Below are 16,504 nucleotides of genomic sequence, written 5' to 3' on the forward strand. Positions count from 1 at the left end.
GGTCAACCGGCGCGCCACCCCCACGCTGGCAAGACATGGTCACGAAAGCGCAGGTCTGAGCCGTACGGGAAGGTGTTTGAGCCCGTTCTGGAAGTTGGACGTGAGCCGGCGCGGGGCGCCCGCGAGCGTGACGTCCCAGCGGAGCAGCTCCCTGAAGACCGCGCGGAGCTGCACCCTGGCGAGGTGGGCGCCGAGGCAGAAGTGCGGGCCGAAGCCGAAGCTGACGTGGTCGTTGGGGGCGCGGGCGACGTCGAAGCGGCCGGGATCGGCGAAGACGGCCGGATCCCGGTTGGCCGAGGCGTGATAGACCACCACCTTCTCGCCCGCCCGGATGCGCTGCCCGCCGAGCGTGAGGTCGCGGGTGGCCGTACGCCTGAAGTCCATCACCGGCGGCCAGAACCGCAGCATCTCCTCCACGGCGGACTCCAGCAGCGACGGGTCGGCGCGCAGCCGCGCCAGCTCGGCGGGGTGCTGGAGGAGGGTGAGCAGCCCGCCGGGGATGCCGTTGCGCAGGGTCTCGTTCCCCGCCACGGCGAACAGGAAGAACATGTTCTCGAACTCGGCCTCGGTCAGGCCGCCGCGCAGCATGGCCGACATCACCGACTCCTCGTCCACGGGCGATCCGGCCAGCGCGTGGGCGTAGCCGAACATGTCGGCCAGGGCAGCTCGGGAGCGCGGGTTCGTGCCCGGGCGCGGCTCGGGGCGGGCGGCGACGGCCAGGCGGCCCATCGGGGTGAGCGACGCCGCCTCCGCCGTGGACAGGCCGGCGTGGTCGGCGTCCTGATAGCCGATCACCCGTGACGCCCAGTCGTACAGCAGCCGCCTGTCTCGCCCCGGCACCCCCATGACGTGCGCCAGCGTCCAGACGGGCAGGTCGGCGGCCACCTCCACGAAGTCGCACGCGCCCTCGGCGAAAAGCTCCGAGGCCCGCTCGGTGATCGTGCGCTCCAGCGCCCGGACCGCCCGCAGGGTGAAGGCCGCCGCGACGATGCGGCGCAGCCTGGAGTGGTCCGGCGGGTCCGTGTTGAGCATCATGGCCTGGACGAACGCCAGGTCGGCGGGGGTGTCGGGGTCGCGGATCTGGGTCGCGCCGAGGTGGGAGGAGAAGTCCTCCGGGGTGCGCAGCACGTGCTTGACGTCGGTGTGCCGGAACACGCCCCAGTAACCGGGGCCCTGTTTCCACGGGCCCACCGCCGGCTCGGGGATCCGGCAGACGGGGGCCTCCCGCCGCAGCCGGGCGAACAGCTCGTACGGCACCGCCTGCTCGTACGTGGACGGCAGGAAGACGTCCTGGACGCTGTCCACAGGGGGATCGGACCCCGCCGCGTCGTCCACAGCGGGCCTCGGCGTCTCCTCGCTCATGGGATCCAGCGTGCATGATGGGCGCGTGACCCCAGAAGACGCAGAGGCGATTCTCCAGGATTACTTCGCGCCCTGGATCCAGCGGCTCGGGCTGCGGGTGCAGGAGGTGGGCGAGCGCCACGCGGTCCTGCGGCTGCCGTGGTCCGGCGAGCTGGCCAGGGAGGGCGGCGGGCTGAGCGGCCAGGCGATGATGGCCGCCGCCGACACGGCCACGGCCATCGCGATCTCCTCGGCCAGAGGCGGGTTCGTGCCGATGACCACCGTGCAGCAGTCGACGACCTTCCAGCGGCCGGTGACGGGCAAGGACGTGCTGATCGACACGCGCATCACCAAGCTCGGCCGCACGCTGGCCTTCGCCGAGATCACGCTCACGGCCGACGGCGAGGCCGAGCCGGCGGCCCGGGCCGCGACCGTCTACGCGATCCTGGCGTAGCCGCGTCTCAGGGATCTCTCAGGTGCGGAAAGTAGGCTCACCGCCATGAAACGTACGGCCGCGCTGGTCGCGGTGCTCGCCCTCGTGGGGGTGACAGCGTGGTTGGTGTGGCCGTCAGCGCCGGCGGTGCGGGGTCAGGACCAGCGCATCACCGTCGTCGACGGACCCGCCGACGACCAGAGGGTCGAGATCGACGCGACGTTCTTCGCCCCGCCCGGAGCCGGGAAGGCGCCGGCCGTGCTGCTCGCGCACGGATTCGGCGGCAGCAAGCAGAGCGTCCGCCAGGAGGCCGTGCGTCTCGCACAGGAAGGCTACGCGGTGCTGACCTGGTCGGCGCGCGGCTTCGGCCGCTCGACCGGTGAGATCGCGCTCAACTCCGCCGACTACGAGGTAAAGGACGTCAAGCAGCTCATCGACTGGCTGGCCAAGCGGCCCGAGGTCCGGCTCGACGCCTCGGGCGACCCCCGCGTGGGCATCACGGGCGGCTCCTACGGCGGCTCCATCGCGCTGATGACGGCCGCTCACGACGCCCGGGTCGACGCGATCGTGCCTCAGATCACCTGGTCCGACCTGGCCGGCGCGCTGTTCCCCGACGCCACCGGCAAGGGCCCGGCGAACGGCGTGTTCAAGCGCATGTGGGCAGGCATCTTCTTCGGCAGGGGCGGCGGCGGGGCGGCGCAGGGCTTGGAGGCGCTCACCCAGAGGCCCGAGGCCATGACCGCCGAGCAGGCCAGGTGCGGCCGGTTCCTGCCGGCCATCTGCGAGGTCTACCAGGACGTCGCCAGGACCGGCAAGGCCACCCCCGAGGCCGTCGAGCTGCTGCGCAAGTCCAGCCCGGTGGCGGTGGCGGGCCAGATCAAGGCGCCGACGCTGCTCATCCAGGGCCAGCGCGACTCGCTGTTCCCGCTGGAGCACGCCGACGCCAACGCCAGGGCCATCGCCGCCGCCGGCACCCCCGTCAGCCTGGCCTGGTTCGACGGCGGGCACGACGGCGGCAACGGCGAGGTCGACTGGCTCCACGACCAGACCGCGGCCTGGTTCGCCCGCCACCTCAAGGACGACTCCGGGGCCGCCCCGGTCAGCGCCTTCACCGTGACCCGTGACGGCGGCCGCGACCCCGGCACCCGCCAGCGCATCCGACTGCACCCCGAGGCCGCCGCCTACCCCGGCCTGGGCGGCACCGACATCACCCCCGTCACGCTCGGCGGCCCCGAGCAGCATGTCGTCAACCCGCCGGGAGGCTCCCCCGCCTCGATCTCCACCGTGCCTGGAGTCAGCGGCCTGCTCGGCGGCGCCCAGAGCAACGTGAGCGTCTCGCTCGACATGCCCGGTCAGAGCGCGGCCTTCGAGTCGGCGCCGCTCACCGCCCCGCTCCAGCTCACCGGCAGCCCGACGGCCAGGATCAAGGTGTCGGGCAGCGGAGAGGTGACGCTGTTCGCCAAGCTGTTCGACGTCCCCGACGCGGTCCAGCCGCCGACCCTGCCCGCCGGCCTGGTCTCCCCGCTGCGGGTGACCATCCCCGAGGGGGCCGGGTCCGTCGAGGCCACGGTCACCCTGCCGGCCGTCGACCACCGCTTCGCCGTCGGCCACCGCCTCCGGCTGGTCGTGGCGACCACCGACATGGGTTTCGCCACCCCTGCCGAGCCCGCCTCCTACCGGGTCGGTCTCGCCTCGCCGGCGCTGTCCGTGCCGACCGTGGCCACGCTGGCCGCGCCGCCGACCGGGGTCGCCTGGTGGGTCTGGGCGATGCCGCTCGCGGCCGTCGTGCTCGCCGGCGTCCTGCTGGCCACGGGCCGCACCGAGAGCAGGAAGCGGGCTCGCCGGCCCGCCGCCGCGCCGGAGTCCGCCGCCGAGCCCGTGGCGCCGCTGGACATCACCGGCCTCACCAAGGCCTACCGCAACGGCGAGCTGGCCGTCGACGGGCTGTCCTTCCGGGTCGAGCAAGGTCAGGTGCTGGGGCTGCTCGGGCCCAACGGCGCCGGTAAGACGACCACGATGCGGATGATGCTCGGCCTCATCCGCCCCGACGACGGCCAGATCCGGATATTTGGCGACACCGTCACTCCGGGAGCGCCGGTGCTGTCCCGGCTCGGGTCGTTCGTGGAGGGGCCGGGGTTCCTGCCCCACCTGTCCGGCCGGGAGAACCTCGAGCTCTACTGGGCCGCCACCGGCCGGCCCACCGCCGATGCCCGGTTCGCGGAGGCGCTGGCGATCGCCGGGCTCGGCAAGGCGCTGGAGCGCGCCGTGCGCACCTACTCGCAGGGCATGCGCCAGCGCCTGGCGATCGCGCAGGCCATGCTCGGGCTGCCCGACCTGCTCGTGCTGGACGAGCCGACCAACGGCCTCGACCCGCCCCAGATCAGGGAGATGCGCGAGGTGCTCAAGCGCTACGCCCGCGACGGCCGCACGGTGATCGTCTCCAGTCACCTGCTGGCGGAGGTCGAGCAGACCTGCACGCACGTGGTCGTCATGCACCGGGGCAGGCTGGTGTCCGCCGGACCGGTCTCGGTGCTGCTCAGCTCGGCCACGGCCACCAACGGGCACGGGCCGCGCCTGGAAGACGTGTTCCTTGACCTCATCGGGGAGAAAGCATGACCGCCGCGACGGGCTACTCGCCCCGCCGCACCCTGCCGCTGAGGGTCGAGATCGTCAGGCAGTTCAAACGGCGGCGCACGCTGGCCATGTTCGGGCTGCTGCTGGCGCTGCCGTGGATCCTGGTGGTGGCGTTCCAGTTCGGCCCGCAGAACACCGGCAACCAGCAGGCGTCGCTGCGCATCTCCGACCTGGCCACCGCCAGCGGCCTCAACTTCGCGGCGTTCGCCCTGTCGGTCTCGGCGAGCTTCCTGCTGGTCGTCGCCGTCGCGCTGTTCTGCGGCGACACCGTGGCCAGCGAGGCCAGCTGGTCCTCGCTGCGCTACCTGCTGGCGGCGCCGGTGCCGCGTGACCGCCTGCTCAAGCAGAAGCTGATCGTGGCGCTCGGCTACTCGGCGGCCGCCGTGATCTGCCTGCCGCTCATGGCGCTGCTGGCGGGCACGCTGGCGTTCGGCTGGGCCGACATCCAGGTGCCCGGCACCGGCGAGACCATCCCCGCGCTCGACGTGCTGCCACGCTTCGGCATCGTGATCGGCTACGCCATGGTCAGCCAGCTCGTCGTGGCGGCCCTGGCCTTCCTCATCTCCACGGTCACCGACTCGCCCCTGGGCGCGGTGGGCGGGGCCGTGGGCCTGTGGATCGTCTGCACGATCCTGCAGGCGGTGGAGGCCCTGGGGGTGCTGCGCGAGTTCCTCCCGACGTTCTGGAACACCGCCTGGCTCGACGCCCTCGCCCCGGAGCTGGACTGGAGCGCCATGGCCAGGGGCGCCTCGGTGTCGATCACGTACGCGGCCATCCTCATCGCCGTGGCGTTCCGCAGGTTCCGCCGCAAGGACGTGGTCAGTTAGGAAGCCGCCGCCCCGGCCGGGGGCGGCGGGCACGTAAGGGACAATCGGCCTCATGCAGTTCGGCATCCTGGGGCCGCTGGAGGTGCGCGGCGCCGGCGGAGAGGTCATTCCCGTCGGCGGGCCGCGGCCGCGCGCCCTGCTGGTGATGCTGCTGCTGGGCGCCGGGCGGGTGGTCGACGTGGCGGAGCTGATCGACGGCCAGTACGGCGAGGACCCGCCTGCCGGGGCCGCCAACGCCGTGCAGGCCCACGTGTCCCGGTTGCGACGCGGCCTGGGCGCCGAGCTGATCGAGTTTCGCGGGAGCGGCTACCGGCTCGCCGTCGATCCGGACGACGTGGACGCGCACCGGTTCGAACGGCTCGCGGGGCAGGGACGGCGGCTGCTGGCGGCCGGCCACCACGATCTCGCCGCCGCTGCGCTGCGGGAGGCGCTCGGGCTGTGGCGGGGGCCCGCGCTCCCGGACCTGCCCTTCGGTCGGGCATCGGCGGCACGGCTGGCCGAACTGCGGCTGACCGCCGGGGAGGATCTCGCCGAGGCGGAGCTCGCCCTGCCCGAGGGCGCCTCGGTGGCGGAGTTGCAGCGGCTGGTGGCGGCGCATCCGTTGCGCGAGCGGTTCAGGGCACAGCTGATGCGCGCGCTCCAGGCGGCCGGGCGGCAGGCGGAGGCGCTGGCCGCGTTCGAGGAGGGCCGCCGCCTGCTCGCCGGCGAGCTGGGCGCCGATCCTTCCCCCGAGCTCGCCGCCGCGCACCTGGCCGTACTCCGTGCCGACGCGCCCGCACCGGCCCCCCGGCGGAGGCTGCCGGCCCGGCTGACCAGCTTCGTGGGGCGCGAGCGCGAGCTCGATCTCATCGCCGCGCTGAGCGGCTCCCGGCTGCTCACGGTCGTGGGGCCGGGCGGCATCGGGAAGACCAGGCTGGCGATCGAAGCGGCGACCCGCGACCGGCGCGACGCGTACTTCGCCGACCTGTCCTCGCTCACCGCCGAAACAGCCCCCTCCCCCGCCGGCCACCCGCCGACGGAGGACGGCGCTTCGGCGTTCACCGCCCGGTCGTCCTTCCCTGCCGGGATGGGCCAGGTGGCACGGGCGGTGCTGGGCGCGCTGGGGCTTCGGGAGAGCGGACTCCAGCCGCCGCAGGCGAGTGATCCCGTTCTGCGCCTGGTGTCAGCGCTCGCCGAGCAGGATGTGCTGCTCCTCCTGGACAACTCCGAGCATGTCATCACATCTGCCGCCAAACTGGTCCGCGTCCTGCTGGATGAGTGCCCCTCGCTGCACGTCCTGGCCACCAGCCGCGAACCGCTCGGGATCACCGGCGAGGCATTGGTGACGCTGACGCCGCTGGACACCCCCCGGCTCGGCGCCACCGCCTCGGACGTCCCATCGGCCGGCGGCCGGCTCCCCGGCGACCCGCTGTCCGACGTCCCGGCGGCCGGGATCCGGGCGGTGGAGGCGCTCCGGTATCCGGCTGTGCGGTTGTTCGCGGACCGGGCGGCAGCCGTACGGCCGGCGTTCGAGGTGCGGCAGGACAACGTGGACGCGGTCGTGCGGATCTGCGCCGCGCTGGACGGGCTGCCTCTGGCCGTCGAGCTGGCGGCGGCCAGGCTGCGGTCGTTCGGCGTCGAGGAGATCGCCGCGCGGCTGGCGGAGGACGGGCGGTTCCGGCTGCTGTCGCGCGGGGACAGGACCGCGGCCGCGAGGCATCGGGCGCTGCGGGCGGTCGTGGAGTGGAGCTGGGATCTGCTGAGCGCGGACGAGCAGGCCCTGGCCAGGCGGTTCTCGGCGTTCGCCGGAGGCGCCTCGGTCGCGGCGGCCGAGGCCGTGTGCGGGCTGGAGGACGCCGCCGGGGTGCTGGCTGATCTGGTGGACAAGTCGTTGATCGGCGTCGACGGCGATCGGTATCGCATGCTCGAGACGATCCGGCTGTTCTGCGCCGAGCGGCTGGCCGAGGCGGGCGAAGAGGCGGGGGTGCGGCGGCGGCATGCCCGGTGGTGCGCGGAGCTCGCTCGGGAGGCGGATCCACATCTGCGGCGGGGGGAGCAACTGGAGTGGCTGGCCCGGCTCTCCGCCGAGAACGGCAACCTGATGGGGGCGATGCGCTGGGCCGTGCGGCACGACCGGGAGACGGCGCTGCGGATGGTGGCGACGCTGGCGACGTACTGGTGGCTGAGCGGGCGGCAGCGCCAGGCCGGGGAGGTGGCCGCCGAGCTGCTGGAGGCGATCGGCGGGCCGGCCCGGGGGCTGGAGGAGGAGTACGTCATGTGCGTGCTGCATGCCGTACCCCCTGCCTCGCCGGAGCACTGGGCGCGTGCCGAGGCGTACATGAGGGGGCTGGATCGGCCGCTGCGGCACCCTTTCACCGCCGCCCTGTGGGGGATGACCGCCGGGCCGCCCGACGCGCCGCTGGGGCCCGAGCGCGACTGGATCCTCGGATCGGACCCGTGGAGCCTGGCCCTGGGGCGGTTGGGGCGGGCCCTGCTGCGGCTGCTGGACGGGGAGCCGGCCGTGGCGGAGCGGGAGCTGGAAGAGGTGCTGGCGCGGTTCAGGGCGCTGGGTGAGCGGTGGGGCATCGCGCAGGGGCTGGACTGGCTGGCGGTGATCGCCGGCTGGCGCGGGGAGTGGGGGCGGTGCCGCGTGCTGTGGCAGGAGGCTCTGCGACTGCTCGACGAACTCGGCGCGCTGGAGGAGGCGGCGGACGTGCTGGCGCGCCGGGGCGACGCGCTGGTGCGCGAGGGTGATCTCGTGGCCGCCTCGGCCGACTACCGGCGGGCCGAGGAGCTCGCCCGGCGGGCCGGGCGGCCGGAGGCACCGGTCATGGCCGGGCTGGGGCTGGGGGAGATCGCCGGCCTTGAGGGGGACCTGGCCGAAGCTCGCAGGAGGCTGGAAACGGCCCTGATCGCCTCGGAGAGCGGAGGCTTCGCCGACCAGCAGGCCCTGGCCCGTGTGCTGACCGCGCTCGCGCGGCTGTCCGGCGGGGAGGCCGGAGACGGCCGCGGCGGGATTTCCGGCAGGCGGCTCCACCACGCGCTTGCCCTCTACAGGCGGGCGTTCACCGCCGCGCACAGGTCACCGCTGGCGTCAGGGCTGGCCGACGCCGCCGAAGGGCAGGCCGCGGCGATCGTGGCGGAGGCCGCCGCGCCGGCGGCAGGCGCGGACCGCGACGCGGGCCGGAGGGCCGCGTTGCTGCTCGGCGTCGCCGTGGTGCTGCGCGGGATCGCGGTGGCCGGCGATCCCCATGTGGCGCGCACCGCCGCGACCGCCGAGAGGCTGGTCGGCGCGCAGGAGTTCGCCGCCGAGTTCGCCCGCGGGGCGGGGATGGGCCGGGGCGAGGCGCTGACAGTGCTGGACCGGGCGCGGGCATGGGTGTCAGCCGGGTCGGGGTGAGCTGTCAGCGGTTCCCGGCACAGTCGCGGACATGAAGAACACGAAGGTCCTCATCTCGGGTGCGAGCATCGCCGGCCCCGCACTCGCCTACTGGCTCAACCGCTACGGCTGCGACGTCACCGTGGTGGAGAGGGCGCCGGAGCTGCGCACGGGCGGGCAGGCGGTCGACTTCAAGGGGGCGACGCACCTCACGGTGCTGGAGCGGATGGGCCTCCTGGAAGAGGTACGGCGGCGCCAGACGGGAGGCGCCGACCAGGTCATCGTCGACGCGGACGGCCGGCGGCTGGCGGTCATGTCGGGCGAGTTCACCGGCGGGGAGATCGAGATCCTGCGCGGCGATCTGGCGCTGCTGCTGTTCGAGCGGACCGCCGGTGACTGCGAGTACGTCTTCGGGGACTCCATCAGGTCGCTGACCGAGACGGGCGGCGGCGTGCGCGTCACCTTCGAGCGGGGGGCACCGCGCACCTTCGACCTGGTGGTGGGGGCCGACGGCATCCACTCGAACGTGCGGCGGCTGGCGTTCGGCCCCGAGGAGCGGTTCGTCCGCTTCCTGGGCCACTACTACGCGCTGGCCCAGCTCGACGCCGGGGACGGCGGCCAGATGTACAACGAGCCCGGCAGGATGGTGGCGCTGGGCGGGCCGAAGGCGCCCTCGTTCTTCGTCTTCGCCTCCGAGCCGCTCGACTACGACCGCTCCGACGTCGAGCAGATGCGCCGCATCCTGATGGACGCCTACCGGGGCGGCCGGTGGCGGATCCCCGAGGTGATGTCCAAGCTGCCGGAGGTGCCCGACATCTATCTCGACTCGATCAGCCGGGTCGAGATCGACCGCTACGCCGAGGGCCGGGTGGTGCTGCTGGGCGACGCCGCCTACGGCAACACCCTGGGCGGTTTCGGCAGCGGGCTGGCCGTCGTGGGAGCGTACGTGCTGGCGGGAGAGCTGGCGGCGGCCGGCGGCGATCATCGCGCCGGGTTCGCCGGCTACGAGAAGGCGTTTCGCGGCTATGCCAAGGTCGCCAGGCAGGGCAGCGCCGGGCCGTTCCTCGCTCCGGCCACGCCTGCGCGCATCAGGATGCGCAACTGGATCTTCAAGCGCAGGCTGCTGTTCGGCGCGATGATGCGGATGACGGACCGGTTCGCCACGGACATCGAGCTCAAGGACTATGGGCGCCTCGGCTGATCAGCCCCAGTGGGGTGGTTTGTTCTCCCAGTAGAAGGCGTCGGGATCGGCTTCGCGCCAGTCGCCCCACCCCTGGTCGGTGTCGTCGGAGGTCTGCTCCGGGAGAAATTCCGTCACGGCATACATGCTACCTAGTGATACAAAGCCGACCCCGCAGCCGTGTCCGGTGCCGGGACAGCCGGATGACGCGGCGGTACGATGCGTACGCAGGTGTCGCCTATCCCCCGAGAGGCTGCCCATGGCCACCCCGACAGGATGGCGGCGAGATGGCAATCTGCCGGCGGAGCTGACCAGCTTCGTGGGGCGGACGCGCCTGCTCGCCAACCTCAAGCGGCACCTTGGCGAATCCCGCCTGGTCACCGTCACGGGCATCGGCGGGGTCGGCAAGTCACGGACCGTGCTCCGGCTGGCGCACCAGATCCGCGCGCACTATCCCGACGGCGTCTGGTTCGCCGACCTGGCCCGGCTGCAGGACGCCGGGATGGTCAAGCACACGATCGCCTCCGCGCTCGGCATCGCCGACCAGTCCGACCGCGCCGAGTCGGAGTCGCTGGCCGAGTGGGTGGGCGCCAGGGACATGCTGCTCATCATCGACACCTGCGAGCATCTGGTTCAGGGCTGCGCCGAGCTGGTCCACGAGCTGCTCGAGGCCGCGCCCAACCTGAAGGTGCTGGCCACCAGCCGCCAGTCGCTGCACCTGCCCTACGAGCACGTGGTGCCGGTGCCGCCGCTGCAGGTGCCCGGTGACGATCCGGTGGAGAATCTCTTCACCAACGAGTCGGTGCAGCTGTTCGCGGCGCGGGCCGGGGCCGTGATGCCCGACTTCGTGCTGGAGGAGCAGAACATCGCCGCGGTGGCCGAGCTGTGCCGCCGCCTCGACGGGATCCCGCTCGCGATCGAGCTGGCGGCCGTGCGGCTGCGCGCCCTGTCCGTCGAGCAGATCCTCGGCCTGCTGGCGGACCGGTTCAGCCTGCTGGCGGGCGCCAGCCGGACGGCGCTGCCGCGGCACCAGACGCTGCGCGCGGCCATCGGGTGGAGCCACGAGCTGTGCGAGCCCGCGGAGCGGCTGCTGTGGGCTCGGCTGTCGGTGTTCGCCGGCGACTTCGAGCTCGACGCCGCCCGCTACGTGTGCGCCGACGACCGGCTGCCGTCGGAGGACATCACCGATCTGGTCACCGGCCTGGTGGAGAAGTCGATCCTGCTGATCAGGAGCAACCACGCCGGGGTCCGCTACAAGCTGATCGACACGCTGGCGGAGTACGGCGAGGAGTGGCTGGACAAGCTCGGGCAGACGCAGCACCTGCGCCACCGGCATCTGACCTACTACCTCAGCCTGGCGCAGCGCAGCGAGGACGCCTGGTCGGGGCCGAGGCAGATCTACTGGTTCATCCGCATGCGACAGGAGCACGACAACGTGCGGCTGGCGCTGGAGCACGCGCTGCGCACCCCCGGTGAGACGGCGCTGGCGCTGACGCTGCTGTCGTCACTGTGGTTCATGTGGGTGTGCTGCGGATTCGTCCGCGAGGGGCGGCTCTACCTGGAGCGGGCGCTGGAGGCCAACCCGGGCGTGAGCAAGGAGCGGTGCAAGGCGCTGTGGGTGCTGTCCTATGTGCGCAGCGCGCAGGGTGACAGCGCGGGCGCGCTGAAGGCGGCCGAGACGTGCAGCACCGAGGCGGTCAGGGTGGGAGACTCCCGCGCCGTGATCCTCGCCTCCAAGATGCAGGGCACCGCCGCGCTCCTGCAAGGTGACCTGCAGAAGGCCAGCGCGCTGCTGGGCGTGGCGATCGAATTCAACACCGACAACAAGGAGCTCAATCCGGGTCTGCTGCCCGCCATCGTCGAGCTGTCTCTCGTGCTGTCGTCGCAGGGCGAGCTCTACGAGGCCGAGTCGCTGCTGCAGGACTGCCTGCAGGTGTGCAAGGAGCGCGGCGAGCTGTGGGTGAGCTCCTACGCGCAGTGGGCCATGTCCGTCACCAAGCTGGCGACCGGCCGGGCCACGGACGCGCTGCAGAGCGCCAGGGAGGGCCTGCGGGTCAAGCGCCACTTCCACGACACGCTCGGCACGCTGCTGGTGCTGGAGACGACGGCGCGGATCTTCGCCACCTTGGGGCAGGAGCCGCTGGCCGCCCGGCTGCTCGGCGCGCTGCAGCAGAACTGGAAGAGCGCCGGCCTGCCCATGCTCGGTGCGCCGTTCCTGACCAGTGACCATGATCAGTGCGTCAAGGAGTGCCAGAAGGCGATGGGCGAGCGCCTCTACCTGGAGGCGTTCGAGGATGGTGGCAGGCTGGACCTGGACGAGGCGTCCGCGCTCGCGCTGGACGACCTGGACGCCTCGCAGGACGGCCCCGCCTGATCGGCGGGCGCGACCGCAGCGGTTCTAGACCGCCTGCGGCCAGCGGGTGTCCGTCGGCCAGGCGTGCACGTAGCGGGCACTGCCGAGCGAGAACTCGATGTGTCCCCTGACCCAGTGTTCGAGGCCGCGCACGTACTTGCGGACGGGCAGCGAGGCCCACTTGTCGAGCGACGCGCGCCGCTCGACGAAGGCCGCGATGGCGTCGTTGTGCATGTCCGAGACTCCTTGCAGCGCCTCCTGGAGAGTCAGCGTCCTGTGGGTGGCCAGCACCGTGACGAGGTTGTGCCTGGCCTTGTCGTTGCCGCGTTCCTTGGCGTACGAGAGCAGGTCGTTGTCCCACCCGATGAGGTCGCACGCGAGGTCCGACAGGGTGCGCACGTCGGGGTGGTGCCACTCCTCGGCTTCGAGCCGATAGCCGCCGCCGACGTCGATGAGCGCGAAGCAGGTGAACGTGGCGCCGGTGATGCGGCGCATCAGCACGTAGTCCTCGGGGGTGGGGATCAGGTCGGCCTCCCGGTTGGCCGCCTCCCAGATCTGGGCGAAGAGATACTCCTTGACCGTGGTGCGCCACCGGTCGACCTGGGCGGGGGTGCCGAACTCGGCGATGCGGTCGAGGAGTTCGCGCAGAGTGAGGCCGAACGGGTCGGTGCTGTCCGGCTCCCGGCGCCTGTCGAGGATCTCCAGCAACGGCGGGAGGGCGCGGGCCAGTGCGGAGGCCCGGTGTCCCATCAGCTCGTTCTCGCAGAACGCGTCGTCGAAGGCGAAGAGCCAGTTGTACCAGTCGTTGATCAGCCTGAGACTGTCGCGAGGCACGGTCGGGTTGGTCCGTGCGGCGAGCATGCCGATCTTGGAGCGCCGGAAGTGCTCGATCGTGTCGGCTCCGGCGAGCAGGTTGCAGGCGGCCAGCCAGGTGTGGCTCTCCGCGTCGACCTCGGCGGCGTGCCCGTTGATCTCGCTGGGGAACGGGCAGGGCAGCGGAGGGATGTGGAGCGGTCGCCTACTGAAGGAATGCGCAGAAGTAGCCACTCATCCAGCATGACGATGGACCGTTTGAAAGGCCACAGTAGACAACTTCCCGCCCATTAGCGCTTATTTCATACTATGAACTACTTCGCCCCAAACCATTGAAGAAACTGATCGTTTGCGAATATTCGGGCCGTGTCGACTGCGGACGGCGTTCCCGCGTGGGGATCGGCTCCGGCCTCCAGCAGCGCCCTGACCACGCCAGACTCTTTCTTGAAGACGGCCCCCGCGAGTGGTGTCTGGCCCCGGTCATTGGCGCGGTCCGGGTCGGCGCCCTGCTCCGCGAGCATGCCCACCGTCTCCGCGTGACCGTGATAAGCCGCGAGCATCAGCAAAGTGTCACCTTTGCCGTTGGTGAGATTGGCGGGAACGCCTGCTTCCACATAGGCGCGCAGCGTGTCCGTCTCGCCCGCCCTGGCCAGGTCGAACAGTCTGGTGGCGAACTCTTCCAGCTCCGGGTCCCCGTCCATGCGACCCATTGTGCCTCGATAGGGTGCCCTGCACGGAATCGTTCCGGCTCGCCGTAGGTTCTGGTTGAGAGTACCTAGGGAAAGGCTGTCCAACCGTGTTCGACCCGACGGATCTTTACAAGCTCGAAGACGACCTTCCCGAGCTGGCCGATCCGGTGTTGCTGTACCACTTCGACGGTTTCGTCGACGCCGGCTCAGCCGGGCGCCTCGCGCTGGGGCACCTGCTCGCCGAGCTGGAGCACCGGGTTGTCGCGACGTTCGACGTGGACCGGCTGATCGACTACCGCTCACGGCGGCCGATCATGACTTTCGACACCGACAGATGGGTGGAGTGCGAGAGCCACGAACTGGCTGTCTACAGCGTCAAGGACGCCACGGGCACCCCGTTCCTGCTGATGAGCGGCCCCGAGCCGGACCGGGAGTGGGAGCTGTTCACCAGGGCGGTCGGCACGCTGGTCAGGCGGTTGAGCGTGAGCAAGCTGGTCACCCTGCACGGCATCCCGATGGCGGTGCCGCACACCCGCCCGCTCGGCGTCACCGTGCACGCCAGCCGCCCCGAGCTGATCAGCCCGCAGACCAGCGCGTTCGGCCGTGTCCAGGTGCCGGGGAGCGCCGCCTCGCTGCTGGAGTTCAGGCTCGGCGCCGAGGGGCACGACGCGCTCGGCTACGCGGTGCACGTGCCGCACTACCTCTCCCAGGCCGAATACCCGACGGCCGCCGTAGCCGCGCTCGAGGCGATCACCCGCAACACCGGCCTGGTGTTTCCGATGGAGGGGCTGCGCGAGGCGGCCAAGCGCACCACGGCGGAGATCGAGGAGCAGATCCACGCCTCCGCCGAGCTGTCGAGCGCGATCAGCGGGCTGGAGCAGCAGTACGACGCCTTCGCCGCGGGCTCCGACCGCGAGAACCTCATGGCCGACAGCACGCCGATGCCGACGGGAGACGAGCTCGCCGCCCAGTTCGAGCGGTTCCTCGCCGAACGCGACGACGAATAGGCCGGTTAACCTGGGCCAATGGATGAGATCCGGGTGGGACTGGTCGGCTACGGAACCGCTGGGGCGGTCTTCCACGCGCCGCTGATTCATGCCACCGACGGGCTGCGGCTCGCGGCCGTGGTGACGCGCAACGCCGAGCGCCAGGCCGAGGTGAGCACCCGTTACGGGGCCGCCGGCGTGGGCGACGTGGAGGAGTTGTGGGAGCGCTGCGACCTCGTGGTCGTCGCCTCCCCCAACCGGACCCACGTGGCCGTGGCCACCGAGGCGCTGCTGCAGGGCAAGGCGGTGGTCGTCGACAAGCCCTTCGCGCGGACCGTCGAGGAGGCGCGCGGGGTGGTGCGGCTGGCGCGGGAGCGGGAACTCATGCTGACCGTCTTCCACAACCGGCGCTGGGACGGTGACTACCTCACCGTGCGCAGGCTGCTGCGCGAGGGAGCACTGGGTGACGTGCTCCGGCTGGAGTCGCGCTTCGAGCGGTGGCGGCCGGTGCCGAAGGGCGGCTGGCGGGAGGCCGGCGGCCCGCAGGAGGTCGGCGGCCTGCTGTACGACCTCGGCAGCCATCTGATCGACCAGGCGGTGCAGTTGCTGGGGCCGGTGCGGGAGGTCTACTGCGAGAGCGACGTACGGCGCCAGGGGGTGGCGGCGGACGACGACACCTTCGTCGCGCTCACGCACGACGGCGGGGCCCGCTCGCACCTGTGGGTGAGCTCCATGGCGGCGCAGGCGGGGCCGCGGTTCAGGGTGCTCGGCAGCGCCGCCGCGTACGTCAAGCACGGGCTCGACCCGCAGGAGGAACGGCTGCGCGACGGCATGTCACCGCGGGCGGCGGGCTTCGGCGACGAGGGCGAGGAGCGGTGGGGCGTCGCCGGGACCGACGCCGAGCCGCGCCGGGTGCCCACCGAACCCGGGGCCTACCTCGACTTCTATCGGGACGTCGCGGCGGCGCTGCGGAGCGGAGGGCCGCCGCCCGTGAGCCCGGAGAGCGCGCTGGAGGCGCTGGCCGTGATCGAGGCGGCGAAGCTCTCCGCGACGCAGGGGATCGTGGTGCGGTACGGCTGAGTCACTCGCGCAGGCGGGCACGCATGGCCGCGGTGTCGTCGGCGGTCCAGCCGTTCAGCGCCAGCCACTCCTGCGGCCCGCCGAAGCGCTCGTCCAGCACGTGGAGGAACTGCTCGATGTAGCGCGGCCGCGGCATGTGGTCGTCGGCCGGGCGCGAGTCCAGGTCGTCACGGTAGGTGTCGCTGCCGCGCAGCCGCCGCAGGATGAGCTCGAGGCGCTCCCCCGTCGCCGCGTAGTCCGTCACGATGGCCTCCCGGGTGGCGCCGGCCAGGTCGAGCGCGAGCGCCGACAGCACCCCCGTGCGGTCCTTGCCCGCCGCGCAGTGCACCAGGGCCGCACCGTCGGCCAGCGCCATCGCGCGCAGCGCCGCCACCACCGCGTCGGGCCGGTCGCGCAGATAGCCGTAGTAGAAACCGGTGACGCGCAACTCCTCGTCCACCTGCCGCTCGTGCCAGGGGAGCACCCGGTCGGCGTCGATGCTGTCGGCCTCGACGTCGGTGTGCCTGCCTCCCTCGGCGAACAGGGTCAGGTGGTGATGGGTCACCTCGGGCACCGCGGTCAGCGGGCCGGGCCCTTCCAGGGTGACCTCGGCCGTCGAGCGGAGGTCCACGACGTGCCGGAGCTTGAGATCGCCGACCAGCCTCGACACGTCGGCTTCGGTGAGCCCCTGCAGATTGTCAGCGCGCAGGATCCGGCCATAGCGGGTGACGCCACCGTCGCGTGTGGGCAGTCCGCCCAGGTCACGCACGTTCACCGCGCCTTCCAGATCGATCCATCTCGTCATCGCGTTCATCGTGTTGACCCTATATG

The 16,504-nt window shown here is 72.1% G+C and carries 12 protein-coding genes; 8 read left to right on the forward strand and 4 right to left on the reverse strand.

The genetic code is table 11. The features are described 5' to 3' along the window. Positions 1–39 precede the first annotated feature (39 nt). Entirely contained in the window at positions 40–1,362 is a 1,323-nt protein-coding gene (locus V5E28_RS34720; RefSeq protein WP_336213342.1) for a cytochrome P450, read from the reverse strand. Positions 1,363–1,387: 25 nt separating this feature from the next. Here V5E28_RS34720 and V5E28_RS34725 point away from each other — a divergent pair, with 25 nt between their 5' ends. The 6 genes from V5E28_RS34725 to V5E28_RS34750 all read left to right on the forward strand — a co-directional run bounded on the left by V5E28_RS34725 (position 1,388) and on the right by V5E28_RS34750 (position 12,147). Next, complete coding sequence (locus V5E28_RS34725) at positions 1,388–1,795, forward strand: PaaI family thioesterase (protein WP_336213343.1); 408 nt, start codon at positions 1,388–1,390, stop codon at positions 1,793–1,795. A gap of 45 nt (positions 1,796–1,840) precedes the next feature. After that, positions 1,841–4,390: a CocE/NonD family hydrolase gene (locus V5E28_RS34730; RefSeq protein ID WP_336213345.1), complete on the forward strand. Its 2,550-nt coding sequence runs from the start codon at positions 1,841–1,843 to the stop codon at positions 4,388–4,390. Further along, positions 4,387–5,235, forward strand: coding sequence for an ABC transporter permease (locus tag V5E28_RS34735; RefSeq protein ID WP_336213347.1), 849 nt, complete (start codon positions 4,387–4,389; stop codon positions 5,233–5,235). Before V5E28_RS34730 ends, V5E28_RS34735 begins: the two co-directional genes overlap by 4 nt. Positions 5,236–5,287: 52 nt before the next feature. Continuing rightward, positions 5,288–8,614 carry a BTAD domain-containing putative transcriptional regulator gene (locus V5E28_RS34740; protein ID WP_336213348.1) on the forward strand — a complete coding sequence of 1,109 codons (3,327 nt, stop codon included), beginning with the start codon at positions 5,288–5,290 and terminating at the stop codon, positions 8,612–8,614. Positions 8,615–8,645: 31 nt separating this feature from the next. Continuing rightward, positions 8,646–9,794: an FAD-dependent monooxygenase gene (locus V5E28_RS34745; RefSeq protein WP_336213350.1), complete on the forward strand. Its 1,149-nt coding sequence runs from the start codon at positions 8,646–8,648 to the stop codon at positions 9,792–9,794. 238 nt (positions 9,795–10,032) lie between these two features. Next, entirely contained in the window at positions 10,033–12,147 is a 2,115-nt protein-coding gene (locus tag V5E28_RS34750) for an ATP-binding protein (protein WP_336213352.1), read from the forward strand. Positions 12,148–12,171: 24 nt separating this feature from the next. Here V5E28_RS34750 and V5E28_RS34755 read toward each other — a convergent pair whose 3' ends face one another. After that, a complete protein-coding gene (locus V5E28_RS34755; RefSeq protein WP_336213354.1) occupies positions 12,172–13,173 on the reverse strand; it encodes a terpene synthase family protein in 1,002 nt (333 codons plus the stop codon). An 80-nt stretch (positions 13,174–13,253) separates the two neighbouring features. Further along, positions 13,254–13,649: an ankyrin repeat domain-containing protein gene (locus tag V5E28_RS34760; RefSeq protein WP_442945917.1), complete on the reverse strand. Its 396-nt coding sequence runs from the start codon at positions 13,647–13,649 to the stop codon at positions 13,254–13,256. Between the two features lie 86 nt (positions 13,650–13,735). On the opposite strand from V5E28_RS34760, the gene V5E28_RS34765 reads away from it, so the two are divergent. Together V5E28_RS34765 and V5E28_RS34770 are read left to right on the forward strand one after the other, a co-directional pair. Then, entirely contained in the window at positions 13,736–14,635 is a 900-nt protein-coding gene (locus V5E28_RS34765) for a proteasome assembly chaperone family protein (protein ID WP_336213357.1), read from the forward strand. 18 nt (positions 14,636–14,653) lie between these two features. Beyond that, positions 14,654–15,694 carry a Gfo/Idh/MocA family oxidoreductase gene (locus V5E28_RS34770; protein ID WP_336213359.1) on the forward strand — a complete coding sequence of 347 codons (1,041 nt, stop codon included), beginning with the start codon at positions 14,654–14,656 and terminating at the stop codon, positions 15,692–15,694. Position 15,695: 1 nt separating this feature from the next. Here V5E28_RS34770 and V5E28_RS34775 read toward each other — a convergent pair whose 3' ends face one another. Further along, positions 15,696–16,478, reverse strand: a complete 783-nt coding sequence (locus V5E28_RS34775; protein WP_336213361.1) for a tyrosine-protein phosphatase — start codon at positions 16,476–16,478, stop codon at positions 15,696–15,698. Positions 16,479–16,504: the final 26 nt, after the last annotated feature.

Origin of the sequence: Nonomuraea sp. LPB2021202275-12-8 (genome assembly GCF_037044575.1) — a bacterium.
Lineage (GTDB): Bacteria > Actinomycetota > Actinomycetes > Streptosporangiales > Streptosporangiaceae > Nonomuraea.